This window comes from Pseudomonas sp. R5(2019) (assembly GCF_009905435.1).
GTDB lineage: Bacteria > Pseudomonadota > Gammaproteobacteria > Pseudomonadales > Pseudomonadaceae > Aquipseudomonas.
This window is the reverse complement of record NZ_JAAAMT010000003.1, coordinates 222,464-247,324: the sequence shown is the minus strand read 5'-3', so window position 1 is coordinate 247,324 and position 24,861 is coordinate 222,464. Positions and strand designations below refer to the sequence as shown.

At 60.5% G+C, this 24,861-nt stretch carries 22 protein-coding genes and 2 pseudogenes; 14 read left to right on the top strand and 10 right to left on the bottom strand.

Annotated features, from left to right (window positions below; all coding sequences use genetic code 11):
* Nucleotides 1-123: 123 nt before the first annotated feature.
* Nucleotides 124-1,656: a 2,3-bisphosphoglycerate-independent phosphoglycerate mutase gene (gpmI, locus tag GUY40_RS04000; RefSeq protein ID WP_166567648.1), complete on the bottom strand. Its 1,533-nt coding sequence runs from the start codon at nucleotides 1,654-1,656 to the stop codon at nucleotides 124-126.
* Between the two features lie 206 nt (nucleotides 1,657-1,862).
* Here gpmI and GUY40_RS03995 point away from each other — a divergent pair, with 206 nt between their 5' ends.
* The 3 genes from GUY40_RS03995 to secB are packed head-to-tail and all read left to right on the top strand — an operon-like array spanning nucleotide 1,863 to nucleotide 3,056.
* A complete protein-coding gene (locus tag GUY40_RS03995; protein ID WP_166567647.1) occupies nucleotides 1,863-2,276 on the top strand; it encodes a rhodanese-like domain-containing protein in 414 nt (137 codons plus the stop codon).
* A 1-nt stretch (nucleotide 2,277) separates the two neighbouring features.
* Complete coding sequence (grxC, locus tag GUY40_RS03990; protein WP_166567646.1) at nucleotides 2,278-2,532, top strand: glutaredoxin 3; 255 nt, start codon at nucleotides 2,278-2,280, stop codon at nucleotides 2,530-2,532.
* 41 nt (nucleotides 2,533-2,573) lie between these two features.
* A complete protein-coding gene (gene secB, locus GUY40_RS03985) occupies nucleotides 2,574-3,056 on the top strand; it encodes a protein-export chaperone SecB (protein WP_166567645.1) in 483 nt (160 codons plus the stop codon).
* A gap of 121 nt (nucleotides 3,057-3,177) precedes the next feature.
* On the opposite strand, the gene trmL is transcribed toward secB, so the two are convergent.
* Nucleotides 3,178-3,633 (bottom strand): tRNA (uridine(34)/cytosine(34)/5-carboxymethylaminomethyluridine(34)-2'-O)-methyltransferase TrmL, encoded by a 456-nt coding sequence (gene trmL / locus GUY40_RS03980; RefSeq protein WP_166567644.1) that lies wholly within the window; start codon nucleotides 3,631-3,633, stop codon nucleotides 3,178-3,180.
* Between trmL and GUY40_RS03975 the strand changes: the two genes are divergently transcribed.
* Complete coding sequence (locus tag GUY40_RS03975; protein ID WP_166567643.1) at nucleotides 3,632-4,072, top strand: hypothetical protein; 441 nt, start codon at nucleotides 3,632-3,634, stop codon at nucleotides 4,070-4,072. The two genes, trmL and GUY40_RS03975, sit on opposite strands and share 2 nt — an antisense overlap.
* A 370-nt stretch (nucleotides 4,073-4,442) precedes the next feature.
* Here GUY40_RS03975 and ntrC read toward each other — a convergent pair whose 3' ends face one another.
* The 5 genes and pseudogenes from ntrC to glnA form a co-directional block, all read right to left on the bottom strand.
* Nucleotides 4,443-5,879, bottom strand: coding sequence for a nitrogen regulation protein NR(I) (gene ntrC, locus GUY40_RS03970; protein ID WP_166567642.1), 1,437 nt, complete (start codon nucleotides 5,877-5,879; stop codon nucleotides 4,443-4,445).
* A complete protein-coding gene (glnL, locus tag GUY40_RS03965) occupies nucleotides 5,876-6,961 on the bottom strand; it encodes a nitrogen regulation protein NR(II) (protein WP_166567641.1) in 1,086 nt (361 codons plus the stop codon). The genes ntrC and glnL overlap by 4 nt, the downstream gene beginning before the upstream one ends.
* Nucleotides 6,962-7,222: 261 nt before the next feature.
* Nucleotides 7,223-7,584, bottom strand: a pseudogene (locus GUY40_RS03960) (DUF4124 domain-containing protein).
* Entirely contained in the window at nucleotides 7,581-8,102 is a 522-nt protein-coding gene (locus GUY40_RS03955; RefSeq protein WP_166567640.1) for a DUF4124 domain-containing protein, read from the bottom strand. Before GUY40_RS03955 ends, GUY40_RS03960 begins: the two are co-directional and overlap by 4 nt.
* 256 nt (nucleotides 8,103-8,358) lie before the next feature.
* Nucleotides 8,359-9,765, bottom strand: coding sequence for a type I glutamate--ammonia ligase (gene glnA, locus GUY40_RS03950; RefSeq protein WP_166567639.1), 1,407 nt, complete (start codon nucleotides 9,763-9,765; stop codon nucleotides 8,359-8,361).
* Between the two features lie 328 nt (nucleotides 9,766-10,093).
* On the opposite strand from glnA, the gene thiI reads away from it, so the two are divergent.
* Nucleotides 10,094-11,548 (top strand): tRNA uracil 4-sulfurtransferase ThiI, encoded by a 1,455-nt coding sequence (gene thiI, locus GUY40_RS03945; RefSeq protein ID WP_166567638.1) that lies wholly within the window; start codon nucleotides 10,094-10,096, stop codon nucleotides 11,546-11,548.
* A gap of 129 nt (nucleotides 11,549-11,677) precedes the next feature.
* Entirely contained in the window at nucleotides 11,678-13,498 is a 1,821-nt protein-coding gene (gene typA / locus GUY40_RS03940; protein ID WP_166567637.1) for a translational GTPase TypA, read from the top strand.
* Between the two features lie 143 nt (nucleotides 13,499-13,641).
* Here the strand turns inward: typA and GUY40_RS03935 are convergent, their stop codons facing one another.
* The gene (locus tag GUY40_RS03935; protein ID WP_166567636.1) at nucleotides 13,642-14,046 is read right to left on the bottom strand and encodes a YkgJ family cysteine cluster protein; all 405 of its coding nucleotides are present in this window, start codon (nucleotides 14,044-14,046) and stop codon (nucleotides 13,642-13,644) included.
* A 199-nt stretch (nucleotides 14,047-14,245) separates the two neighbouring features.
* On the opposite strand from GUY40_RS03935, the gene GUY40_RS03930 reads away from it, so the two are divergent.
* From GUY40_RS03930 to GUY40_RS03920, 3 genes are all read left to right on the top strand, one after another.
* Complete coding sequence (locus GUY40_RS03930) at nucleotides 14,246-16,696, top strand: glycogen/starch/alpha-glucan phosphorylase (protein ID WP_166567635.1); 2,451 nt, start codon at nucleotides 14,246-14,248, stop codon at nucleotides 16,694-16,696.
* 141 nt (nucleotides 16,697-16,837) lie between these two features.
* Nucleotides 16,838-17,848, top strand: coding sequence for a class 1 fructose-bisphosphatase (locus tag GUY40_RS03925; protein ID WP_166567634.1), 1,011 nt, complete (start codon nucleotides 16,838-16,840; stop codon nucleotides 17,846-17,848).
* A 3-nt stretch (nucleotides 17,849-17,851) separates the two neighbouring features.
* Nucleotides 17,852-18,448, top strand: coding sequence for a DUF924 family protein (locus GUY40_RS03920; RefSeq protein ID WP_166567633.1), 597 nt, complete (start codon nucleotides 17,852-17,854; stop codon nucleotides 18,446-18,448).
* A 106-nt stretch (nucleotides 18,449-18,554) separates the two neighbouring features.
* Here the strand turns inward: GUY40_RS03920 and GUY40_RS28680 are convergent.
* Nucleotides 18,555-18,659, bottom strand: a pseudogene (locus GUY40_RS28680) (hypothetical protein); the annotation flags it as partial.
* A gap of 259 nt (nucleotides 18,660-18,918) precedes the next feature.
* On the opposite strand from GUY40_RS28680, the gene GUY40_RS03910 reads away from it, so the two are divergent.
* Both GUY40_RS03910 and GUY40_RS03905 read left to right on the top strand, forming a co-directional pair.
* Nucleotides 18,919-19,173 carry an outer membrane protein assembly factor BamE gene (locus tag GUY40_RS03910; RefSeq protein ID WP_166567632.1) on the top strand — a complete coding sequence of 85 codons (255 nt, stop codon included), beginning with the start codon at nucleotides 18,919-18,921 and terminating at the stop codon, nucleotides 19,171-19,173.
* 14 nt (nucleotides 19,174-19,187) lie between these two features.
* Nucleotides 19,188-19,754, top strand: a complete 567-nt coding sequence (locus tag GUY40_RS03905; RefSeq protein ID WP_166567631.1) for a lipocalin family protein — start codon at nucleotides 19,188-19,190, stop codon at nucleotides 19,752-19,754.
* A gap of 149 nt (nucleotides 19,755-19,903) precedes the next feature.
* On the opposite strand, the gene GUY40_RS03900 is transcribed toward GUY40_RS03905, so the two are convergent.
* Nucleotides 19,904-21,268: a formimidoylglutamate deiminase gene (locus GUY40_RS03900; protein ID WP_166567630.1), complete on the bottom strand. Its 1,365-nt coding sequence runs from the start codon at nucleotides 21,266-21,268 to the stop codon at nucleotides 19,904-19,906.
* Between the two features lie 144 nt (nucleotides 21,269-21,412).
* Between GUY40_RS03900 and hutC the strand changes: the two genes are divergently transcribed.
* The 3 genes from hutC to hutU all read left to right on the top strand — a co-directional run bounded on the left by hutC (nucleotide 21,413) and on the right by hutU (nucleotide 24,818).
* The gene (hutC, locus tag GUY40_RS03895; protein WP_166567663.1) at nucleotides 21,413-22,123 is read left to right on the top strand and encodes a histidine utilization repressor; all 711 of its coding nucleotides are present in this window, start codon (nucleotides 21,413-21,415) and stop codon (nucleotides 22,121-22,123) included.
* Nucleotides 22,120-22,686, top strand: a complete 567-nt coding sequence (locus GUY40_RS03890) for a HutD family protein (RefSeq protein ID WP_166567629.1) — start codon at nucleotides 22,120-22,122, stop codon at nucleotides 22,684-22,686. Before hutC ends, GUY40_RS03890 begins: the two co-directional genes overlap by 4 nt.
* 446 nt (nucleotides 22,687-23,132) lie before the next feature.
* Nucleotides 23,133-24,818: a urocanate hydratase gene (gene hutU, locus GUY40_RS03885; RefSeq protein WP_166567628.1), complete on the top strand. Its 1,686-nt coding sequence runs from the start codon at nucleotides 23,133-23,135 to the stop codon at nucleotides 24,816-24,818.
* Nucleotides 24,819-24,861: the final 43 nt, after the last annotated feature.

Below are 24,861 nucleotides of genomic sequence, written 5' to 3'. Positions count from 1 at the left end.
AATAAAGGGTAGGCGTATCATCACCCTAGTATGCCCGCCGCGCGATGCAAAAAAAACGCCTCACACCACTCTGCTGTGAGGCGTTTGTCTGGAAAACGGCCCGATGGGCCCGTTTCGCAGGTATCAGGCGTCGACGAGAATCGAGGTGCCGGTCATTTCCGCAGGCTTTTCCAGGCCCAGCAGCTTGAGCATGGTTGGTGCCACATCCGCCAGCACGCCGCCTTCGCGAACCTTCAGGGCACGCTCGCCGACATAGATAAAAGGTACCGGCTCGGTGGTGTGCGCGGTATGCGCCTGGCCGGTGCACTCGTCTTCCATCTGCTCGACGTTGCCGTGGTCGGCGGTGATCAGGGCTTCGCCACCGACCTTGCCGAGCGCTTCGACAATACGGCCTACACAGTTGTCCAGGCATTCAACGGCCTTGACCGCCGCCTCGAATACACCGCTGTGGCCGACCATGTCGCCGTTGGCGTAGTTGACCACGATTACGTCGTAACGCTGGTTTTCGATGGCGTCGACAATCCGGTCGGTGACTTCCGGGGCGCTCATTTCCGGCTGCAGGTCATAGGTGGCGACCTTAGGCGACGGGATCAGGATGCGTTCTTCGCCTTCGAACGGTTCTTCACGGCCGCCCGAGAAGAAGAAGGTGACGTGGGCGTATTTTTCGGTTTCGGCGATGCGCAGCTGAGTCTTGCCGTTTTTCGCCAGGTATTCGCCCAGCACGTTGTTCAGGCTGCCCGGTGCGAATGCGGCAGGGGCCGGAATCTTGGCCGAGTACTGGGTCAGGCCGATGAACTGGGTTTTTGGCTGGCGGGCACGTTCGAAGTCGCTGAAGTTGTCTTCGACGAACACGCGGGTCAGTTCACGGGCACGGTCGGCACGGAAGTTCATGAAGATCACGGCATCGCCGTCTTCGACCTTCACCGGCGCGCCGATGCGGGTGGCCTTGACGAATTCGTCGCTCTCGTCGCGGGCGTAGGCCGCTTCCAGGCCCTCAACGGCGGTGGCGGCGCTGAACTGCGCCTCGCTGTCGACGATCAGGTTGTAGGCGGTGGAAACGCGGTCCCAGCGGTTGTCGCGGTCCATGGCGAAGTAACGGCCGATGAGGCTGGCGATGCGGCCCTTGCCCAGACGGGCGAAGGTGGCGTCGAGCAGCTCGATCGAGGATTGCGCGCTTTTTGGCGGCGTGTCGCGGCCATCGAGGAAGGCGTGCAGGTAGATCTTGTTGGCGCCACGCTTGGCGGCCAGTTCGGCCATGGCAACCAGGTGGTCCTGATGGCTGTGCACGCCACCCTCGGACAGCAGGCCGAGGATGTGCACGGCCTTGTCGCCGGCCACGGCTTTATCCACGGCGCAGCACAGGGTCGGGTTGTCGAAGAACTCGCCATCGCGGATGGCCTTGGTGACCCGGGTGAAGTCCTGGTAGACCACCCGGCCTGCGCCCAGGTTCATGTGACCGACTTCCGAGTTGCCCATCTGGCCGTCCGGCAGGCCCACGTCCATGCCCGAACCCGAGATCAGGCCATGCGCACGGGTTTGGCGCAAATGATCGTAAACCGGCGTGTTGGCCGAGTAGATGGCGTTGTATTCGTGGCTTTCGCTGTGCCCGAAACCATCCAGGATGATCAGGACCAAGGGTTTTGGCGTGACAGTCATAGATCCCACTCGTGCGTGCATGAGGAAAAAGAAGCGCATTTTAGGGCATTCTCGCCCTGAATGACGAATAAGGTTTATTCACCGCTGCAGCGCCCACTGGCCGGAACCCGGCAATGCGGTTCCGGCGACGCGACAGCCGGCCGGGCTTTGGTCGACCTTGGGGGCTGTGTATACTGGCCGACATTTTAATGCCCTGGAACTTCCTGATGGTCGCTCATCTGATTGAATTCGCCACAAATCACTATCTGCTCGTCGGCATTTTCGTCGTACTGCTGGTGCTGCTGATCCTGTCCGAGATCAGCCGCGGTGGAAAAAGCCTCAGCACTCGCGAACTGACCGCACTGGTCAACAGCGATCAAGGCCTGGTGATCGACATTCGTGCTTCCAAGGAATACAGCGCAGGCCACATCGTCGGCGCGCTGAACATTCCTCAGGACAAACTGGTTGCGCGCATGGGCGAGCTGGAAAAACACAAGGCCAAGACCCTGATCGTGGTCGACAACATGGGCCAGCACGCCGGCACCAGCTGCCGTGAACTGCTCAAGGCCGGCTACAACGCCGCCAAGCTGTCCGGTGGCGTTTCCAGCTGGCGCGCCGACAACCTGCCGTTGGTGAAGTGACATGGTCAACGTTGTTGTCTATTCCAGCGATTATTGCTCGTATTGCATCCGCGCCAAGCAGTTGCTGGACGCCAAAGGCGTTGCCTTCGAAGAGATCAAGGTCGACGGCAAGCCTCAAGTTCGCGCTGAAATGAGTCAGAAGGCGGGTCGCACGTCCGTGCCGCAAATCTGGATTGGCGCTACCCACGTGGGTGGCTGCGACGACCTGTTTGCCCTGGAGCGTGCCGGCAAGCTCGACGCCTTGCTCAAGGCTTGAATACAAAACCCTACTAGACCTCCAATCAAGAAGGATCTGTCATGACTGATCAACAGAACAACGGCGCCGCCGACGAAAGCGCACCGCAATTCTCCCTGCAGCGCATTTACGTGCGTGACCTGTCCTTCGAAGCGCCGAAAAGCCCGGCGATCTTCCGTCAGAGCTGGGAGCCGCAAGTTGGCCTGGACCTGAACACTCGCCAGAAGGTGCTGGAAGATGGTTTCTATGAAGTCGTGCTGACCTTGTCGGTCACCGTCAAGAACGGCGAAGAAGTTGCCTTTATCGCTGAAGTTCAGCAGGCCGGTATCTTCCTGATCAAGAACCTTGATCCGCAGTCGATGAGCCACACTCTGGGCGCGTTCTGCCCGAACATCCTGTTCCCGTACGCGCGTGAAGCGCTGGACAGCCTGGTGACCCGTGGTTCGTTCCCGGCCCTGATGCTGGCTCCGGTCAACTTCGACGCCCTGTACGCCCAGGAACTGGCGCGTCTGCAAGAGGCGGGCGAAGCGCCTTCGCTGCAGTAATCGCGCTACGCAATACCCCTATCGCGGGCAAGCCCTGCTCCTACCCCCCCCCACACAGTGGAGCGGGGAATGTGGGAGCAAGGCTTGTCGGATCGCCGCACCGCCGCGATGCTTTTGAGGTTCAGGCAAACCCGTTCTGACGCCAGGCCTCGTACACGGCCACCGCCACGGTATTGGACAGGTTCAAGCTGCGGCACCCCTCGCGCATCGGCAGGCGCAGGCGCTGGTCGGCCGGCAGCGCATCCAGCACCTCCGGCGGCAAGCCGCGGCTCTCCGGACCGAATACAAAGGCATCGCCTGGCTTGAACGCCACATCGTGGAAAGGCTTCGAGCCCTTGGTGGTGAAGGCGAACACCCTCGGCTGGCCCAGGCTCTCCAGGCAGCTGGCAAGGTCGCTGTGGCGCACCAGAGTGGCATACTCGTGGTAATCGAGCCCGGCCCGACGCAAGCGCTTGTCGTCCAGTTCAAAACCGATCGGCTCGATCAAATGCAGGTGGCAGCCGCTGTTGGCGCACAGCCTGATAATGTTGCCGGTATTCGGCGGAATTTCTGGTTGAAAAAGGATGACGTGAAACATGCACGGCTCCGAACAAAAGGACGGGCAGCATTCTACCCCTGATACGGACCCGCGTTCGCAACTCTGGCCACGGGTAATGCTTTCTCTGGCGATTGTCGGCCTGATGGTCGGCCTGATGATTGGCCGCCTGACCACACCTGAACCGCGCGTGCTGGAGCAGATCGAGGTGGTCCCGGCCGGCCTGGTGCTGTGGTTCAACGAAGAGCCGCAATTGCACGGTGAGCATGTGGACGGCGCGGTGGCGCTGCTGTTCCAGGCCGAAGGCAAGGCGCAACGTGGGCGTTTGCAGGTGCAAGGAAAGGATGTGATCTGGCGGGTTCAACGGAGCGAGGAGGGGTTGCTGGTGAATCTGGTGGCGGCCCGTCCGTTGCATGGCCAGTGGAGCGGCGGGGCGGTGGACGGGCGCTGGAGGCTGAACATCAGCCTCCGGGAGGAATAAAAGAGGGGAATCCCCGGCCTGCCTGTACCAAGGCCCCCAAAACTGGTGGATGTAATACCTATTGCAGGGTATGTGCCAGTTTTTGAATTTTTCACTTAATTTCTTTTGTTTTTTGTTGGAGGCCCCGGTTTACGGGGCTTTCAGCGTTACAGGTTTTGTCGATGGTGGCGCATGGAGCGTGCCAACAATGGCGCAATGGGCTGTTTGTGGGGCATTTCGCTTTGTCGCGGTGCACCGAAGGGGCTTCGTGCACAAAGGCGGGGAGTTTTGCTGTTTTTGAAGCCTGAAAAGCATCGCGGGCAAGCCCTGCTCCTATGGTAGGAGCTGGGCTTGCCCGCGATGAAGGCGCCGCTATTTAAGGGACTAAACCTCAACCCTCTTCACTGTCCTCGTCATCCCCACCATCCACCTTCATCCCCAGCTCCTTGATCTTGCGGGTCAGGGTGTTGCGGCCCCAGCCGAGCAGCACGGCGGCGTCGCGGCGGCGGCCGGCGGTGTGTTTGAGGGCGGTTTCGATCATGATCCGCTCGAAGCTCGGCACGGCGCTGTCGAGCAGGCTGGATTGACCACGCGACAAGGCCTGGTCGGCCCACTGGCGCAGGGCCTGTTCCCAGTTGGTGACGGGCGCTGCGTCTTGCGGCAGGTTCAGCAGCTCCGGCGGCAAGTCACCAATGTGCACTTCGCGCCCGGAAGCCATCACGGTGATCCAGCGGCAGGTGTTCTCCAGCTGCCGCACGTTGCCGTTCCACGGCAGGTTTTTCAGGTATTGCTCGGTCTCGGCCTTGAGCAGCTTCGGCTCGACCGCCAGTTCCTGCGCGGCGCGGGCGAGGAAGTGCTTGGCCAGGGTCGGGATGTCTTCGCGGCGGTCCGACAGGCGCGGGATATGAATGCGGATGACGTTCAAGCGATGGAACAAGTCTTCACGGAACTTGCCGGCATGCACCAGGGTTTCCAGGTTCTGGTGGGTCGCGGCGATGATGCGTACATCGACCTTGACCGGCACATGCCCGCCCACCCGGTAGAACTCACCGTCAGCCAGTACCCGCAGCAAACGGGTTTGGGTGTCGGCTGGCATGTCGCCGATTTCATCGAGAAACAGGGTGCCACCGTCAGCCTGCTCAAAGCGCCCACGGCGCAAGTTGGCCGCGCCGGTGAAGGCGCCTTTTTCATGTCCGAACAGTTCCGATTCCATCAAGTCCTTCGGAATCGCCGCCATGTTCAAGGCGATGAACGGTGAAGCCGCGCGCGGGCTGTGACGGTGCAGTGCGTGGGCCACCAGCTCTTTACCGGTACCCGACTCACCGTTGATCAGCACCGTAATGTTGGAGTGGCTCAGGCGGCCGATGGCGCGAAACACCTCCTGCATGGCCGGGGCTTCGCCGATGATCTCCGGTGTGCGGGTCAGTGCCTGCGGCACGTCGATGCCTTGCTGTTCCTGGGCGTGCTGATTGGCGCGCTTGACCAGTGCCACCGCCTCGTCCACATCGAATGGCTTGGGCAGGTATTCAAAGGCCCCGCCCTGATATGACGCCACGGCGCTGTCCAGGTCCGAGTGGGCGGTCATGATGATGACCGGCAGGCGTGGGTGCTGCTCGCGAATCCGCGCCAGCAGGTCCAGGCCGCTGGTGCCGGGCATGCGGATATCGGAAATGATCACGTCCGGCTGCTGGCGCGCGAGCCGGCTCATGACGCCATCGGCACTGTCGAAGCTCTGGGTGGTCATGCCTTCCTGCTGCAGGGCCTTTTCCAGAACCCAACGGATGGAACGGTCGTCATCGACGATCCAGACAGTTTCACTACGGCTCATGACGAAGCGGCTCCTTGTTCCAGCGGCAGGAAGATCGAGAAGACTGTGTGGCCGGGATGGCTCTCACACTCGATCAGGCCCTGGTGCTGGCTGATGATGTTCTGGGTGATGGCCAGGCCGAGCCCTGTGCCGTCCGGGCGGCCACTGACCATGGGGTAGAAGATGGTTTCCTGCAGTTCCGCCGGGATGCCGGGGCCGTTGTCGATGATTTCGATCTTGGCCACCAGTCGGTGGCGAATGTGGCCGATGGTGAACTGGCGCATGGCGCGGGTGCGCAGGCTGATGCGCCCCAGGCGCAATTCATTCTGGCCGCTGATGGCCTGCATGGCGTTGCGCACGATATTGAGCACGGCCTGGATCATCTGTTCGCGATCGATCAACACGTCCGGGATGCTCGGGTCGTAATCGCGTACCAGAGTGATGCCGCCTTGAGTCTCGGCCTCGACCAGGCTGCAGACCCGCTCCAGCACTTCGTGGGCGTTGGTCATGGCCAGCGATGGCAATTTGTTCGAACCGAGCATGCGATCGACCAGGTTACGCAGGCGGTCGGCTTCCTCGATGATGACGTTGGTGTAGTCCTTCAGGCTTTCTTCGGGCAGCTCGCGGGCCAGCAATTGCGCCGCGCCACGAATCCCGCCCAGCGGGTTCTTGATTTCGTGGGCCAGGCCGCGCACCAGCATCTTGGTGGTTTCCTGCTTGGACAGCTGGGCTTCTTCCTTGGTGATGCGCAGCAGCCGGTCACGGGGGTGGACTTCCAGCAGCAGCAGGGTCTTGCCGCTGCTCAGGATTGGCGTGACGGCGTAATCCACGGTCAGGGTCTGGCCGGTGAGGGCGGTCAGCATGGCTTCGCGCTTGGTGAACGGGTGCGCCTGTTCGACGGCCTGGCGCAACGAGTTCAAGGCCTCGGCCGATTCGGTGAACAGCTCGCTGATGAACTGGCCATGGCTGCGTTGGCCACTGATGGCCAGCAGCATCTCCGCCGCCGGGTTCATGTACTCAAGGCGCAGGTCGGCATTGAGCAAAATGGTGGCCGTGGTGAGGTTGTCGAGTAACAGTCGGTGCAGTGGATCACTGATGGTCATTAGCTGTCGTTGACCTCTTTTGGCACATGGCGGCCCCGGTAAGGTCCAGGGGCTGGCGCGCTGGTAATCTGCTGATACGAAGAAAATGCAAAAACCAAACCAAGGCTCCGAAAAGAAGCGTCTTTAAACAAAAACCGCGCTTTTACGGGCCGCTTCGGCACTCACTCCGGGGATCTGTCCCGAAAGTTGACCCAAAATGGGATTCACCTGGCCGGCATTCGTAGCGATTGCACCAATATAGAGCGAAGTGGCAGGTTGTGGTCACAAGAAAGGCAAAAGGCTGCTTTTCTTCTCGGCTGGCTTGTCCTTGAGCGGGCATTCGGGACGCACGCCGTAGTCGGCCAGCTCGCACGGACGCGCCTTGCGCTTCTGCGCCAGGCTGATGCGTTGCAGGTGGAAGACCGTTGATAGGGCACCGGCGGTTTGGTCAGGGGCTTGCTCGGGCCACGAGCGGGGAGTGGGGCGGCGATGCTGTTACTGGGCGGCACTTCAACGGGCCTGGAGTCGAAGGTGCGCGGGTGGTCGGTAAACACCGTGCTGCCGTTGGCATCCTGGTAGGAATAGATATCGGCCGCCTCGGCTTGGGTCGCCAACAGGGCGATCAGCAATAGGTACACTTTCATCGGCCCAGGTGTACCCGTTGCAAGGTGAATTTGGTCGGCTGGCTTTGCTGGATCACCTCACCATTGTTGAGCACCTGCACGGCCAGGTAATGATCGCCACGGTCGATGTTCACCAGTTGCAGGCGCGGGACGTTGCTCGGCTGGCCGTAAGGCTTGCCATCGAGCACCAGCCGCAACAACTGGCCGGGCACCAGTCGTGGCTCCATGCGCACGGTCACGGTGAAGGTGCCGTTGTTGGCACGCAGCGCTTCGTCGGTGGGCAGGTCGGTCAGTTCCAGCACATCGTAGGTGCTGTGTACCGGTGCGCGGGGAGTGCCTGGTGTGGTCAGCGGCGGTTGGGTGCGCGGTTGCGGCTCGACACTGTTGAATGGCGGCAGCACCACGATCTCGCTCGGGCGGCCATCGGGCGGCGGCACATTGCTGTAGGTGATGTTGCCGTTGGCATCGATGTATTTGTAGATCTGTGCGCTGGCGGGCAGGGCGACCAACAGCAGCAGGCCGATCAAGAGCAAGCGCATGCAGGTTCCTTGAGCGGTAAAAGCTTGGCGTGTTGGCAGCATAGAACACATTTGTTGCCCGTTGGGGCCGTCTGTGGGAGCGGATTTATCCGCGAATAGCTCCACTGCGATTCGCCTTGAGGCACCTTGGTGAAGCAATTCGCGGATAAATCCGCTCCCACGGGGGAGGAGTCAGCAAGCCAGGCTTTTCTTGGGCAAAAAAAAGACCTCCAGAAGGAGGCCTTTTTGTCACGCCGCTTGCGCGGGCGCTACTGGATCAGCAGCTGTAGTACAGCTCGTATTCCAGTGGGTGTACGAAGGTGCGGACCTTGATTTCTTCTTCGCTTTTCAGCGCGATGTAAGCATCGATGAAGTCGTCGGAGAACACGCCACCTTTGGTCAGGAACGCACGGCCCTTGTCCAGCTCTTCCAGGGCTTCTTTCAGGCTGCCGCAAACTTGTGGGATTTCTTTCGCCTCTTCAGGCGGCAGGTCGTACAGGTTTTTGTCAGCAGCGTCGCCTGGGTGGATCTTGTTCTGGATACCGTCCAGGCCGGCCATCAGCAGAGCTGCGAAAGCCAGGTACGGGTTGGCAGCCGGATCCGGGAAGCGCGCTTCGATACGGCGAGCTTTAGGGCTGGAAACGTAAGGGATACGGATCGAAGCGGAGCGGTTGCGAGCCGAGTAGGCCAGCATCACTGGAGCTTCGAAGCCTGGAACCAGACGCTTGTAGGAGTTGGTCGAAGGGTTGGTGAAACCGTTCAGAGCCTTACCGTGCTTGATGATACCGCCGATGAAGTACAGAGCGGTGTCGGACAGGCCGGCATAGCCTTCGCCAGCGAAGGTGTTCTTGCCATCTTTCCAGATGGACATGTGAACGTGCATGCCCGAGCCGTTGTCGCCGTACAGAGGCTTAGGCATGAAGGTAGCGGTACGACCGTAGGCATCGGCAACGTTGTGCACGACGTACTTCAGGGTTTGAACTTCGTCGGCTTTTTTCACCAGGGTGTTGAACTTGACGCCGATTTCGTTCTGGCCGGCAGTCGCCACTTCGTGGTGGTGAACTTCGACGGTCTGGCCCATTTCTTCCAGTGCGTTGCACATGGCAGTACGGATTTCGTGGTCGTGGTCGAACGGTGGAACCGGGAAATAGCCGCCTTTGATGCCTGGACGGTGGCCTTTGTTGCCGCCTTCCACGTCCTGGTCGGACATCCACGAGCCTTGCTCGGAGAAGATTTTGAACATGGAGCCGGAAATGTCGGACTTGAACTTCACTTCATCGAAGATGAAGAATTCTGGCTCCGGGCCCGCGAACACGGTGTCGCCGATGCCGGTGCCTTTGAGGTGTTCCTCGGCACGCTTGGCGATCGCACGTGGGTCGCGGTCGTAGCCTTGCATGCTCGAAGGTTCGATGATGTCGCAGACCAGGATCAGGGTCGGCTCTTCGGTGAACGGATCGAGAACGGCGGTATCGTCAACCGGCATCAGGATCATGTCGGAAGCTTCGATGCCTTTCCAGCCAGCAATGGAGGAACCGTCGAACATTTTGCCGACTTCGAAGAAGTCGTCATCCAGCGCGTCACGGGCCGGCATGGTGACGTGGTGCTGGGTGCCTTTAGTGTCAGTGAAGCGCAGATCAATCCATTTAACGTCATGATCTTTGATGAGTTGAACCGACTTCGACATAGTGTCCTCCGGGTGGGGTAGAGCTTGCCTTTGCAGCCCTTGAATTTGGGTGATGCCGGGCGCGAATAGTCCGCCAAGGCAACCTGCCTCACAAGGGAGCAATTTGCATGCCAGTGCCCCGAGTTGGGTTTTTCGCCCCAAACGCAAGCGTTTCAGGGGTCAAGCCGTAAAAAACGGCAAAAAATCGCACCTTAATGATGCGCCTCGTACGCTCAATGTTCTGTTTTGGTGCGTCTCAAGGTGGCTGTACGATAATTGGTTAAACCTTGAGCAATTTCCGCTATAATCCCGCCCCCTCTTTTTTGACTGGCACCTCGCGCGCGGTTTCATGAAACTAATCGTCAAAGTTTTTCCAGAGATCACCATCAAGAGCCGGCCGGTGCGCAAGCGCTTCATCCGTCAGCTCGCCAAAAATATCCGCGTCGTTCTCAAAGACCTGGACCCTAAGGTGGTGGTCGATGGTGTGTGGGACAACCTCGAACTGGTAACCCGCATCGAAGACCCCAAGGTCCTGCGCGAGATGACCGATCGCCTGAGCTGCACGCCAGGTATCACCCACTTCCTGCAAGTGGATGAATACCCGCTGGGCGATTTCGACGACATCGTCGCCAAGTGCAAGGCGCATTTCGGCCCGCAGCTGGCCGGCAAGATGTTTGCCGTCAAGTGCAAGCGTGGTGGCAAGCATAGCTTCAGTTCGATGGACGTCGACCGCTATGTCGGCAGCCAGCTGCGCCAGCAGTGCGGCGCCGCCGGCATCGACCTGCGCAATCCCGAAGTTGAAGTGCGCATCGAGATTCGCGATCAGCGGTTGTTCGTAATCCACAACCAGCACCAGGGCATCGGCGGTTACCCGCTGGGGGCGCTGGAGCAGACGCTGGTGCTGATGTCCGGCGGTTTCGACTCCACCGTCGCCGCCTATCAAATGATGCGCCGCGGCCTGATGACCCATTTCTGCTTCTTCAATCTGGGCGGCCGTGCCCACGAATTGGGCGTGATGGAAGTCGCGCACTTCTTGTGGAAGAAATACGGCAGTTCACACCGCGTACTGTTTATCAGCGTGCCGTTCGAAGAAGTCGTGGGCGAGATTCTCGGCAAGGTCGACAACAGTTATATGGGCGTTACGCTCAAGCGCATGATGCTGCGCGCGGCCACCCATATGGCCGATCGTCTGCAAATCGATGCACTGGTAACCGGCGAAGCCATCTCGCAAGTATCGAGCCAGACGCTTCCGAACCTTTCCATCATCGATTCGGCCACCGAGAAACTGGTGCTGCGCCCATTGCTGGCGAGCCACAAGCAGGACATCATTGACCAGGCTTACCAGATCGGTACCGCCGAGTTTGCCAAGCACATGCCCGAATATTGCGGCGTGATCTCGGTAAACCCGACCACCCATGCCAAGCGTCACCGCATGGAGCATGAAGAAAAGCAGTTCGACATGGCAGTGCTGGAACGCGCCATCGAACGTGCCCGCCTGGTGTCCATCGACGAAGTGATCGACGAGCTGGGCCAGGATATTCAAATCGAAGAAGTCAGCGAAGCGCTGGCTGGGCAAGTGGTGATCGACATTCGCCACCCCGACGCCCAGGAAGACCAGCCGCTGGAGCTCGATGGCATCGAAGTCAAAGCGATGCCTTTCTATGCCCTGAACAGTCGCTTCAAGGAACTGGATAACACGCGCCAGTACCTGCTGTATTGCGACCGGGGTGTCATGAGCCGTCTGCACGCTCATCACCTGCTCAGCGAGGGACACGCCAATGTGCGCGTTTATCGTCCGACATAAAGTCCCAGGGCTGAATGGCGGAAGTATCCGCCATCGCCCCCCCGACCGACGGGCTGGCTGAATCATCGTTAATTAACATCCGCCGGATAGAATTGTCGGCAAACCGAATCCTCTGATCGAGATACACAAGTGATCGAAAATCTACGCAACATCGCCATCATCGCCCACGTTGACCATGGTAAAACCACTCTGGTCGACAAGCTGCTGCGCCAATCCGGCACCCTGGAGCGCAACGAGCTCAACGACGAACGCGTGATGGACTCCAACGACCAGGAGAAAGAGCGCGGTATTACCATTCTGGCGAAGAACACCGCCATCAACTGGAACGGCTACCACATCAACATCGTGGACACCCCGGGCCACGCCGACTTCGGCGGCGAAGTAGAGCGCGTAATGTCGATGGTCGACTCCGTGCTGCTGCTGGTCGATGCCCAGGACGGCCCTATGCCGCAAACCCGTTTCGTGACCAAGAAGGCCTTCGAAGCCGGCCTGCGTCCGATCGTGGTCATCAACAAGGTTGACCGTCCGGGCGCGCGTCCTGACTGGGTTCTGGACCAGATCTTCGACCTGTTCGACAACCTCGGTGCCACCGAAGAACAGCTGGACTTCAAAGTCGTCTACGCCTCGGCCCTGAACGGCATTGCCGGTCTGGACCACGCCGAAATGGCCGAAGACATGACCCCGCTGTACCAGTCGATCGTCGACAACGTACCAGCACCCGCCGTTGACCGTGATGGCGCGTTCCAGATGCAGATCTCCGCTCTGGACTACAACAGCTTCCTGGGTGTCATCGGTGTTGGCCGTATCGCTCGTGGTCGCGTCAAGCCGAACACTCCAGTGGTGGCCATCGACGTCGACGGCAAGCGCCGCAACGGTCGTATCCTGAAGCTGATGGGTCACCACGGTCTGCACCGCATCGACGTTGAAGAAGCACTGGCTGGCGACATCGTCTGCATCAGCGGCTTCGACGAGCTGTTCATCTCCGACACCCTGTGCGACCCGACCGCTGTTGAAGCGATGAAGCCGCTGACCGTCGACGAGCCAACCGTTTCGATGACCTTCCAGGTCAACGACTCGCCGTTCTGCGGTAAAGAAGGCAAGTTCGTCACCAGCCGTAACATCAAGGAGCGCCTGGACAAAGAGCTGCTGTTCAACGTAGCTCTGCGCGTTGAAGAAGGCGACTCGGCTGACAAGTTCAAGGTTTCCGGCCGTGGTGAGCTGCACCTGTCGGTACTGATCGAAACCATGCGTCGCGAAGGCTTCGAGATGGGCGTTGGCCGTCCTGAAGTCATCATCCGCGAAGTGAACGGCACCAAGCAGGAACCGTTCGAGAACGTCACCATCGACATCCCTGAAGAATCCCAGGGCAAGGTCATGGAAGAAATGGGTCTGCGTAAAGGCGACCTGACCAACATGGTTCCGGATGGCAAGGGCCGTGTACGCCTGGAATACAACATCCCGGCACGTGGTCTGATCGGTTTCCGTAACCAGTTCCTGACCCTGACCAACGGTGCAGGCATCCTGACCTCGATCTTCGATCGCTACGACACCATGAAGTCCGGCCACATGTCCGGCCGTCAGAACGGTGTATTGGTTTCGGTCGAGACCGGCAAGGCGCTGACCTACTCCCTGGAAACCCTGCAGGCGCGTGGCAAGCTGTTCGTTGAACACGGTCAGGAAATCTACAACGGTCAGATCGTTGGTCTGAACAGCCGTGACAACGACCTGGGCGTCAACCCAACCAAAGGCAAGAAGCTCGACAACATGCGTGCTTCGGGCAAGGACGAAACCATCGCCCTGGTTCCGCCGGTTCGTTTCACTCTGGAACAGGCTCTGGAATTCATCCAGGACGACGAGCTGTGCGAAGTGACTCCAAAGTCGATCCGCCTGCGCAAGAAGATCCTGGACGAAGGCGAGCGTACCCGCGCTGCCAAGAAAGCCAAGAACTGATTGTTAGCTCAGGCTGAATGAAAACGCCCCCGGTCGAAAGGCCGGGGGCGTTTTTTTGTGCGCGGTGTCGGTAAAAATTCGCGGATAAATCCGCTCCCACATGGATTGCGCATGATCCATGTGGGAGCGGATTTATCCGCGAATCAGCGCGCCACAGGTTTCGGTTTATAAGCGCAATACCCCGGCCTTGGCCCAATTTTTGGATGATTACGGCAGGTATCCGGCCGCAGGTCATAAATCGTGCAGAGTCTCGTCTTCTTGTCCAGGTACAGGCAATCATTGTTGCTCATGCGCTGCAACGTGAAGATTCCGGACTTCTGGTTGAAGCGTTCGACGATGCCTTCCTTCTGTAGGCGCTTGGCAACGTTTTTGGGCGGCTCGCCTTTTTCGAACTCATCGACTACACCCATACGGATGAGATCTTTGATCTTTACCTCCACAGGCATCGTGCAGCACGTCGACATGCAACCTCCGCACATATGGCTGGCATATTTTTGCCAAGTGTCCAGGCGGTCGATTTCGGCGGCGGCGATCAGGGTAGGTTTCATCGGGATCAGACATCAGGGTAATCGGGCGCGCGATGATACCGGAGTTGGTGAATTTTTGAACAACCATTTGCCGGTTACGCGCATGAACAACTCTGGATTGTGCACAGAAACGCCCGAACCAGCGCCGCCGGCTCCTGTCCAACCGTCTAGGCTCAACTATATCCATCCTTAATCCCTCAATCTCCCCGAGGACGTCGTTATGTCTCAGGAACCGCTTGTCCGTGACGCAGAGGTGGCCGACTTCCGTGCCGCTGTACTCGCTAAACTCACATACGCGGTGGGTAAGGATCCCGATCATGCTTTCGATCATGACTGGTTCGAGGCCATTGCCCTGGCGGCGCGGGATCGTATGGTCAACCACTGGATGGACCACACCCGGCAGATTTATCGCAAGAACCAGAAGCGGGTCTATTACCTCTCGCTGGAGTTCCTGATCGGCCGACTGCTCTATGACAGCCTGAGCAACCTGGGCCTGCTGGACATCGCCCGCGAAGCGCTGAGCGACCTGAATGTGGACCTTGAGCGCATTCGTCACCTGGAGCCGGATGCGGCGCTGGGCAATGGCGGCCTTGGGCGACTGGCGGCCTGTTTCATGGAAAGCATGTCGACCCTGGGCATTGCCGCGCATGGCTACGGTATTCGTTATGAGCACGGGCTGTTTCGCCAGGCGGTCGTCGATGGCTGGCAACAGGAGCAGACCGAGAACTGGCTGGATTTCGGCAACCCCTGGGAGTTTGAGCGCCCGGAAGTGATTTACCCCATCAGCTTCGGCGGCCATGTCGAAACCGTGCACGACGGCGAAGGGCACCCCAAGCAGGTCTGGTGGCCGGCCGAAACCGTACGGGCGGTGGCCTATGACACGCCCGTGGTCGGCTGGCGTGGCGCCAGCGTCAACACCCTGCGCCTGTGGCGTGCGCGGGCGCTGGAAGAGCTGCACCTGGAGCGCTTCAATGCCGGTGACCACCTGGGTGCGGTGGCCGAGGTCGCCCGGGCCGAGAGCATTTCCCGGGTTCTCTACCCGGCCGACAGCACCGAAGCAGGGCAGGAGCTGCGCCTGCGCCAGGAATACTTCTTTGTGTCGGCGTCACTGCAGGATTTGCTGCGCCGTCATTTGAACATGCACGACTCGCTGCTGAATCTGTCCGACCAGGCGGCCATTCAGCTCAACGACACCCACCCGTCGATCGCCGTGGCCGAACTGATGCGCCTGCTGGTCGACCAGCACGGCATCGCCTGGGAAACCGCCTGGCAGATCACCGTCGATACCCTGGCCTACACCAACCACACCCTGCTGCCCGAAGCCCTGGAAACCTGGCCGGTCGGCTTGATGGAGCGCATGCTGCCGCGGCACATGCAGATCATTTACCTGATCAACGCCTACCATATCGATGCCTTGCGGGCCAAAGGCATCCATGACTTCGACGTGCTGCGTTCGGTGTCGTTGATCGAGGAAGACAATGGCCGCCGCGTGCGCATGGGCAACCTGGCCTTCCTGGGCTCGCACAGTGTCAACGGCGTGTCCGGGCTGCACACCAAGCTGATGCGCAGCACGGTGTTTTCCGAAATGCACAAGCTTTACCCGAACCGGATCAACAACAAGACCAACGGCATCACCTTCCGTCGCTGGCTGTTCCAGGCTAATCCGGCGCTGACCGGGATGATCGTCGAAGCGTTGGGCACCGAGGTGCTCGACAGCCCGGAAACGTACCTGGAAGGGCTCGAAGCCTTTGCTGACAAGCCGGAGTTTCGCAAACGCTTTGCCGAACAGCGGCTGCACAGCAAGAAGGCCCTGGCGCGGATTATTCATGAGCGGCTGGGTATTGGCATCGACCCCACGGCGATGTTCGATGTGCAGGTCAAGCGGATCCACGAGTACAAGCGTCAGCTGCTCAACCTGTTGCACACCGTCGCCCTGTATCAGGCGATTCGCGCCGAGCCGGGTACTCAATGGGTGCCCCGTGTGAAGATTTTCGCCGGCAAGGCGGCGGCCAGTTATCAGCAGGCCAAGCTGATCATCAAGCTGTCCAACGACATCGCCCGCACGGTCAATAACGACCCGACCGTGCGCGGCCTGCTCAAGGTAGTGTTTCTGCCCAACTACAACGTCAGCCTGGCCGAGAGCATCATCCCGGCGGCGGACCTGTCCGAGCAGATTTCCACCGCAGGCTACGAAGCGTCCGGCACCAGCAACATGAAGTTCGGCCTCAATGGCGCACTGACCATCGGCACCCTGGACGGGGCCAACGTCGAGATGTGCGAGCGGGTCGGGGCCGAGAACATGTTTATTTTCGGCCTGACTGCCCAGCAGGTAGAGGCCCGCAAACGCACCGGCGACTTCGGCGCGGAAGCTGCGATTGCCGCCTCGCATCGACTCAACGATGTGCTCCAGGCCATTCGCGGCGGGACCTTCTCGCCCGATGACCCGGCACGCTACACCGGGCTGATCGATTCGCTGATCAATCATGACCGCTTCCTGGTCTGCGCCGATTTCGACGCCTATTGGGAAGCCCAGTTGCGCGTCGATGCGCTCTGGCACGAGCCCAAGGACTGGTGGCGCGCCGCGGTGCTCAATACCGCGCGCATGGGCTGGTTCTCCTCGGACCGGACCATCCGCGAATACGCCACTGAAATCTGGCACGCCCTGAACTGAGTCGACGGTGCTCGGCCCCGGGGGTTGAACTCTGGGGCCAAAGTACCGTCATATCCCGGTATCCTCCTCCTGACGCTCGCTAGGTTTTGCCTCTGCGGTGTAAACTGCGCGGGTTTATTCTTCCCTTCCTCGGAGCCTTACATGTCCCGCGTTACCTTGAGTCGCTATTTGATTGAGCAGACCCGTAGCAACAGCACTCCTGCCGATCTGCGCTTCCTGATCGAAGTGGTGGCGCGTGCGTGCAAGGAAATCAGCCATCACGTTTCCAAGGGCGCCCTGGGTGGCGTTCTGGGCAGCATGGGCACCGAAAACGTGCAGGGCGAAGTGCAGAAGAAGCTGGACGTTATTTCCAACGACATCCTGCTCGAAGCCAACGAGTGGGGCGGTCACCTGGCCGGCATGGCCTCCGAAGAAATGGACAACGCCTACCAGATCCCGGGCAAATACCCCAAGGGCGCCTACCTGTTGGTATTCGACCCACTGGACGGCTCGTCGAACATCGACGTCAACGTCTCGGTCGGTACAATCTTCTCGGTACTGCGCTGCCCTAACGAATACCTGAGCCAGAACGAAAGCCTGAACGAGAAGGCTTTCCTGCAGCCGGGTACCCAGCAAGTCGCCGCCGGCTATGCCATCTATGGCCCGCAGACCATGCTGATCCTGACCCTGGGCGACGGCGTCAAGGGCTTCACCCTGGACCGCGAACTGGGCAGCTTCGTGCTCACCCACGAAAACATCAAGGTGCCGGAAACCACCGCTGAATTCGCCATCAACATGTCCAACCAGCGTCACTGGGAAGCCCCGGTAAAGCGCTATGTGGACGAGCTGCTGGCCGGTGAGACCGGTCCTCTGAAAAAGAACTACAACATGCGCTGGATCGCCTCGATGGTGGCCGACGTGCATCGCATCCTGACCCGTGGCGGCCTGTTCATGTACCCACGTGACAGCCGTGAGCCATCCAAGCCGGGCAAGCTGCGCCTGATGTACGAAGCCAACCCGATGTCGTTCATCGTCGAGCAGGCGGGCGGTGCATCCACCGACGGCACCCAGCGTATCCTCGATATCCAGCCTGAAGGGCTGCACCAGCGCGTTGCTGTATTCCTGGGTTCCAAGCAGGAAGTTGAACGCGCGACTGCTTACCACAAGGAGTAAATCATGCTCGCGCCTTGGCAGCCGTTGTTGGAGTGGTGGTTCGGATCGGGCACCAGCCCACAGGACGTCGCTGACGAGAAGAGCACCTTGTGGTTCGGCAAGTACCATGACGACGAAGCGCGCGAGCGCTTCGGCGATCTGGTGGAGCACGCGCTGGCCGGTGGCCTGGATGAATGGCTGGTCAGCCCGCAAGGCTGGCTGGGCCTGGTCCTGCTGCTCGACCAGCTGCCACGCATGATCTACCGCGACACCCCGCGTGCGTTCGACGGCGACCGTCGGGCGCAGGTGCTGGCCCTGAAAGGGCTGGAAAAGGGTTGGCAGCATCGGCTGTTGCCGCTGGAGCAGGTGTTTATCCTGCTGGCGCTGGAGCATGCCGAAGTGCCGGAATTCCAGGACGACTCGGTGCGGCACTACAAGCTGCTGCTCGATGAGGTACGCGAAGCCGACAAGCGTCTGTTCGAAGGCTTTCTGGACTACGCCGAGCAGCACCGGCGGGTGATTGCACGGTTTGGTCGCTTTCCGCATCGCAACCTGATCCTCGGTCGGCTCAGTACCGACGAAGAGATGGATTTCCTGCTGGAGCCCGGCTCCCGGTTCTAGTAGGAGCAAGGCTTGTCGGATCGCCGCACCGCTGCGATGGCCTCACCGCGGTGTTCCTGTTAGGCCGCAGTGAAGCCATCGCAGGCAAGCCTTGCTCCTACAGCGGCTAGATCCTGAAAGTACCCACCAGGTGCTTCAACCGATTCACCTGGCTCTCCAGGTCACGACAGGCGCGCAACGTTGCCTGCAGGTTTTCCACCCCTTCCTGGGCGATTTGCTGGGCCAGCGAGTGGAGCAACTGGATGCGGCTGTCGAGCCAGGTCTGGATGTTACTGGTGGTCAGGGAACCCAGTTCCTGCATTGAAGACTCGGTGTTGCTGCGCAGGGTCTAGCGCTGGCGGTAGTCGTTGCAGTGAGTTGAGCGACTGCCAGCAAGATAAAGCACGGCAGGGCGGGAACCGGGCGGACATTTTTACTTCTAAGCTCCCAGTAGGCGTCCGTGCCTTGTTCCTGTCCTGGAGTGACTTTCAATGTCGTTGCGTTCCCTCGCCCTGTTGTCGTTGTGTGTATTGCTGACCGCCTGCAACAAAATCAATCAGGAAAACTATGCCAAGCTCAAGACCGGCCAGACCAAGGCTGAAGTCGAGCAGATGCTGGGCGCCCCGAGTGATTGCTCCGGTGCCTTGGGCATATCCAGTTGCACCTGGGGCGACAAGAACAGCTTTATCAGCGTGCAGTACGCCGGTGACAAAGTGTTGATGTATTCGGGGCAGGGCCTGAAATGAAAACAGGCGCGAGCATGGTGCGTTGGCTGGCGGTGGCGTTCGCAAGCGTTGTACTGGTGGGGTGTGCCCATTCGGACGGCGAGCTGATACCGCCCAAAACCGTCGACAGTGTTGACCTCAAACGCTACCAGGGTACCTGGTACGAGCTGGCGCGCATGCCGATGTTATTTCAGCGCAACTGTGCGCAATCCGAAGCCCACTACAGCCTCAAGCTTGACGGCTCGGTGGGTGTGCTGAATCGCTGCCAGACCTTGCAGGGCGAGTGGGAACAAGCCACTGGCACGGCCACCCCGCAAGTGCCGGGCAAGACCGACAAGCTCTGGGTGGTGTTCGATAACTGGTTTTCCTGGGTGCTTCCGGGTGTCGCCAAGGGCGAATACTGGGTGATCTACCTGGGCGACGAATACCAGACGGCGCTGGTCGGCAACCCGAATCGCAAATACCTCTGGCTGCTGTCGCGCAAGCCGCAGGTGCCGGCGCTGGTGCGCGAAGAGCTGCTGGCCAAGGCGCGGCAGCAGGGGTATGACACCACGCGGCTGATCTGGCGGGTGTCGGATCGGGATATTGGCAAGAAGCCGTGATTTTTCCCGCCCGACTGGCTCGGTTGGCACGACTGGCATGACCGTAGGAGCCGGCTTTAGCCGCGATGGGGCGCGTAGCGGCCCCAATCGATGGGCCTGCTTGCGCAGGCCTTCGCGGCTAAAGCCGGCTCCTACAGGATGGGTGGGTGTCAGCCGAGTAGTTGGCGTAGTACTTGGGTAAAGGCTTGGGCGCTTTCCTGCTCACCGGCATGCCGCCCCTCGCGCACCACCCACACACCATTGACCATCACATCCCGCACCTGACGATCCCCACCGGCAAACAACCAGCGGTTCAGGATCGCATCGTCGCTGGCGGTGGCGAGATAGGGGTCGTTGCCATCGAGCACCAGCCAGTCCGCCCGCTTGCCCACTTCCAGCGCACCGACCGGCTGCCCCATCGCCTGTGCGCCACCGGCCAGCGCAGCGTCGAACAAGGTGCGGCCAACCATCGGCTGGTCCTGGCGATAGAGCCGGTTACGGCGCTGGTCGCGCAGGCGCTGGCCGTATTCCAGCCAGCGCAGTTCTTCCACCACGCTCAACGACACATGGCTGTCCGAGCCGATGCCAAGGCGACCACCCTGGGCGATGAAATCCACGGCCGGGAAAATCCCGTCGCCCAGGTTGGCCTCGGTGGTCAGGCACAGCCCGGCCACGGCCCGGCTGCGGGCCATCAGGCTGACTTCTTCGGGGTTGGCGTGAGTGGCATGGACCAGGCACCAGCGCTCATTCACCTCGACATGCTCGTACAGCCACTGCAGCGGCCGGCGACCACTCCAGCTCAGGCAGTCATCGACTTCCTTCTGCTGTTCGGCGATGTGGATATGAACCGGGCAGTGGCGATCACTGTCAGCTAATACCTGACTGATTTGTTCAGGTGTAACGGCGCGCAGCGAGTGGAAGCACAGCCCCAGTTGCTGGGCCGGTTGTGCGGCGATCAGCGGGGCCAGTCGGGCCTGCAACGCCAGGTAGCTTTCAGTGCTGTTGATAAAGCGCCGCTGCCCCTCATTCGGGGTCTGGCCGCCAAAGCCCGAGTGACTGTAAAGCACCGGCAAAAGCGTCAGGCCGATGCCCGCGTCAACGGCCGCCTGGCTGACTCGGTGTGATAGCTCGGCCGGGTCGGCGTAGGCCTTGCCGTGGGTGTCATGGTGCACGTAGTGGAATTCTGCGACCGAGGTGTAGCCGGCCTTGAGCATTTCGATGTACAGCTGGCGGGCGATGACGCCCATCTGCTCCGGGCTGATCTTGCCGACCAGGCGGTACATCAAATCGCGCCAGGTCCAGAAGCTGTCGTTGGGGTTGCCAGCCACTTCCGCCAGCCCTGCCATGGCCCGCTGGAAAGCGTGGGAGTGTAGGTTGGGCATGCCCGGCAGCAGCGGGCCGCTCACACGTTCGGCGCCGTCGGCGCTGGCGTTGGCCTGGATGGCGGTCAAGCGTCCATCGGCGCTGACCTCAAGTCTTACATCATTCGCCCATCCACTAGGCAACAACGCGCGTTCGGCAAAGAAAGCGGGCATCGGTCGGCACCTCATCGTGTTTATTTGTATATACATATACAGACGTTTGCCTGCTGGGTAAACTCCGGCAAGCTATCGATCAAACTTTTCGAACAAGGAATTACCGTGCCGACTCCGCCTGTCGTTTCAGCGCTGGTTGCCCAAATGGGCGATAGTCCGGCGCCCCTGTATGCGCGCGTGAAACAGATGATTGCCCTGCAGATCCAGAACGGCACCTGGCCGCCGCACCACCGTGTGCCGTCAGAGAGCGAACTGGTCAGCCAGCTGGGTTTCAGTCGCATGACCATCAACCGTGCCCTGCGCGAACTCACCGCCGAAGGCTTGCTGGTGCGGATGCAAGGCGTCGGCACCTTCGTGGCCGAGCCCAAGACCCAGTCGGCATTGTTCGAGGTGCACAACATCGCCGACGAGATCGCCTCGCGCGGCCACCGGCATACTTGCAAGGTGGTGCACCTGGGTGAAGAGCCGGCCGGCTCCGAGCGCGCCGTGGCGCTGGACATGCGCGAAGGCCAGAAGGTTTATCACTCCTTGATCGTGCATTACGAAAACGACATCGCCGTGCAAATCGAAGACCGCTACGTCAACGCTCAAGTCGCGCCGGACTACCTCAAGCAGGACTTCACCCTGCAAACGCCGTACGCCTACCTGTCCCAGGTCGCGCCATTGACCGAAGGCGAGCACGTGGTCGAGGCGATCCTGGCCGATCCCGAGGAGTGCAAGCTGCTGCAGATCGAGCGCGGCGAGCCGTGCCTGCTGATCAAGCGGCGCACCTGGTCGGGCCGTCAGCCGGTGATGGTCGCCCGTTTGATCCACCCTGGTTCCCGTCATCGTTTGGAAGGACGATTCAGTAAATGAGCAAATTGAACGTGTTGCGCGCGGCCGATTACCCGCGCATGCCGTGGAAAAACGGCGGTGGCAGTACCGAGGAAATCACCCGCGATGCGGGGCAGGGGCTGGACGGCTTCGGCTGGCGCCTGTCGATTGCCGACATTGCCGAGTCGGGTGGGTTTTCAAGTTTTGCCGGTTACCAGCGGTTGATCACCGTGCTTCAGGGCGACGGCATGACCTTGACTGTCGACGGCCAGGATTCTCGGCCGTTGTTACCCTTTGATGCCTTTGCCTTCAGGGGTGAAAGCGTTGTGTCCAGTACGTTGCTGGGTGGGCCGATTCGGGATTTCAATCTGATTTATTCGCCTGAGCGTTACCGTGCGCGGTTGCAGTGGTTGGACGGTCCGGCGCGGCTGTTCAGCTCGGCGCAGACGGTGCTGGTGTTTGCTGCAGGGGATCAGGTCACCGTCGGCGGTACTTTTGAAGCGCAGCTGGGTAAGCATGATTGTGTGCAGGTCAGCGGTAATGAGCAGTTGATCGAGCTGGTGCTGGATGGGCGTTGCTGCCTGATTGAGTTGTCGCCGCTGTAATCGCTATCGCGAGCAGGCTTTGCTCCCACAGGGTGAACCCCCACAATATTTGTGTGGAGATGTGGGAGCAAAGCTTGCTCGCGATGGGGTCCATACAATCTTCGAAAGATGTACCCGTTTTTCGCACCAACCCCACGCACACTGTTACCGAACGCCCCAATTCAGCGCAATACCCCCCGCTGTCTCTCTGCCGATTCAACTCCACCGATTTTTCTCCTCCCCCGCAAAGCCCTGAAACAAAAGCCCCGAGCCCTTTTCCCCCTGCCAAAACCCTCAAGCGTTTCAAAGTTGGCCGCCCGATTGCATATGCTTGTATGTACAAGTAAAGATGTGTTCGTATGAGTGGCCAGGACAGCCCGCTGTTACCCCCGAATTCGCCTGCGTTGGCAGGCACCACTTGCCCACTGCCTGGGTTGGTTTGGATTGATCGCTGAGGAGTCTTATTCGTGACTGACAATGCCCAACACCTGAACAAATTCCGTGATGTCGAAATCCGTGCCGCTCGCGGTAACACGCTGACCGCCAAAAGCTGGCTGACTGAAGCGCCGCTGCGCATGCTGATGAACAACCTCGATCCGGAAGTGGCTGAAAACCCGAAAGAGCTGGTGGTCTACGGTGGCATTGGCCGCGCGGCGCGCAACTGGGAATGCTACGACAAGATCGTCGAGAGCCTGACCAACCTGAATGATGACGAAACCCTGCTGGTACAGTCGGGCAAGCCGGTCGGCGTGTTCAAGACCCACAGCAACGCCCCGCGGGTGCTGATCGCCAACTCCAACCTGGTGCCGCACTGGGCCACCTGGGAACACTTCAACGAACTGGATGCCAAGGGCCTGGCCATGTACGGCCAGATGACTGCCGGCAGCTGGATCTACATTGGCAGCCAGGGCATCGTCCAGGGCACCTATGAAACCTTCGTCGAAGCCGGTCGCCAGCACTACAACGGCAACCTGCAAGGCAAGTGGGTGCTGACCGCGGGCCTCGGCGGCATGGGCGGCGCCCAGCCACTGGCCGCGACCCTGGCCGGCGCCTGCTCGCTGAACATCGAATGCCAGCAGAGCCGCATCGACTTCCGCCTGAGCAGCCGTTACGTCGACGAGCAAGCCAAGGACCTCGACGACGCCCTGGCGCGCATCGCCCAGTACACCCAGGAAGGCAAGGCCATCTCCATCGCCTTGCTGGGCAACGCCGCCGAGATCCTGCCGGAACTGGTCAAGCGCGGTGTGCGCCCGGACATGGTGACCGACCAGACCAGCGCCCACGACCCGCTGAACGGCTACCTGCCCGCCGGCTGGACCTGGGAGCAATACCGCGACCGCGCCCAGACCGAACCTGCCGCCGTGGTCAAGGCCGCCAAGCAATCCATGGCCGTCCACGTGAAAGCCATGCTCGACTTCCAGAAACAAGGTATCCCGACCTTCGACTACGGCAACAACATCCGTCAGATGGCCAAGGAAGAAGGCGTCACCAACGCCTTCGACTTCCCGGGTTTCGTACCGGCCTATATCCGTCCGCTGTTCTGCCGTGGCATCGGCCCGTTCCGCTGGGCGGCGCTGTCGGGCAACGCTGAAGACATCTACAAGACCGACGCCAAGGTCAAGGAGCTGATTGCGGACGACGCCCACCTGCACAAATGGCTGGACATGGCCCGCGAGCGCATCAGCTTCCAGGGCCTGCCAGCGCGGATCTGCTGGGTTGGCCTGGGCCAGCGCGCCAAGCTGGGGCTGGCCTTCAACGAAATGGTGCGTAGCGGCGAGCTGTCGGCCCCGATCGTGATCGGCCGCGACCACCTCGATTCCGGCTCGGTGTCGAGCCCGAACCGCGAAACCGAAGCCATGCAGGACGGCTCCGACGCCGTGTCCGACTGGCCACTGCTCAACGCCCTGCTGAACACCGCCAGCGGCGCGACCTGGGTCTCGCTGCACCACGGCGGCGGCGTGGGCATGGGCTTCTCCCAGCACTCGGGCATGGTCATCGTCTGCGACGGTACCGACGAAGCCGCGGCGCGGATCGCTCGCGTACTGACCAACGATCCGGCCACCGGTGTCATGCGCCATGCCGATGCCGGTTACCAGATCGCCATCGACTGCGCCAAGGAACAGGGTCTTAACTTACCGATGATCAAAGGCTGAACCCTTTGAATCTCTGCTGATAACGGTGACCGCCGCCACCCCA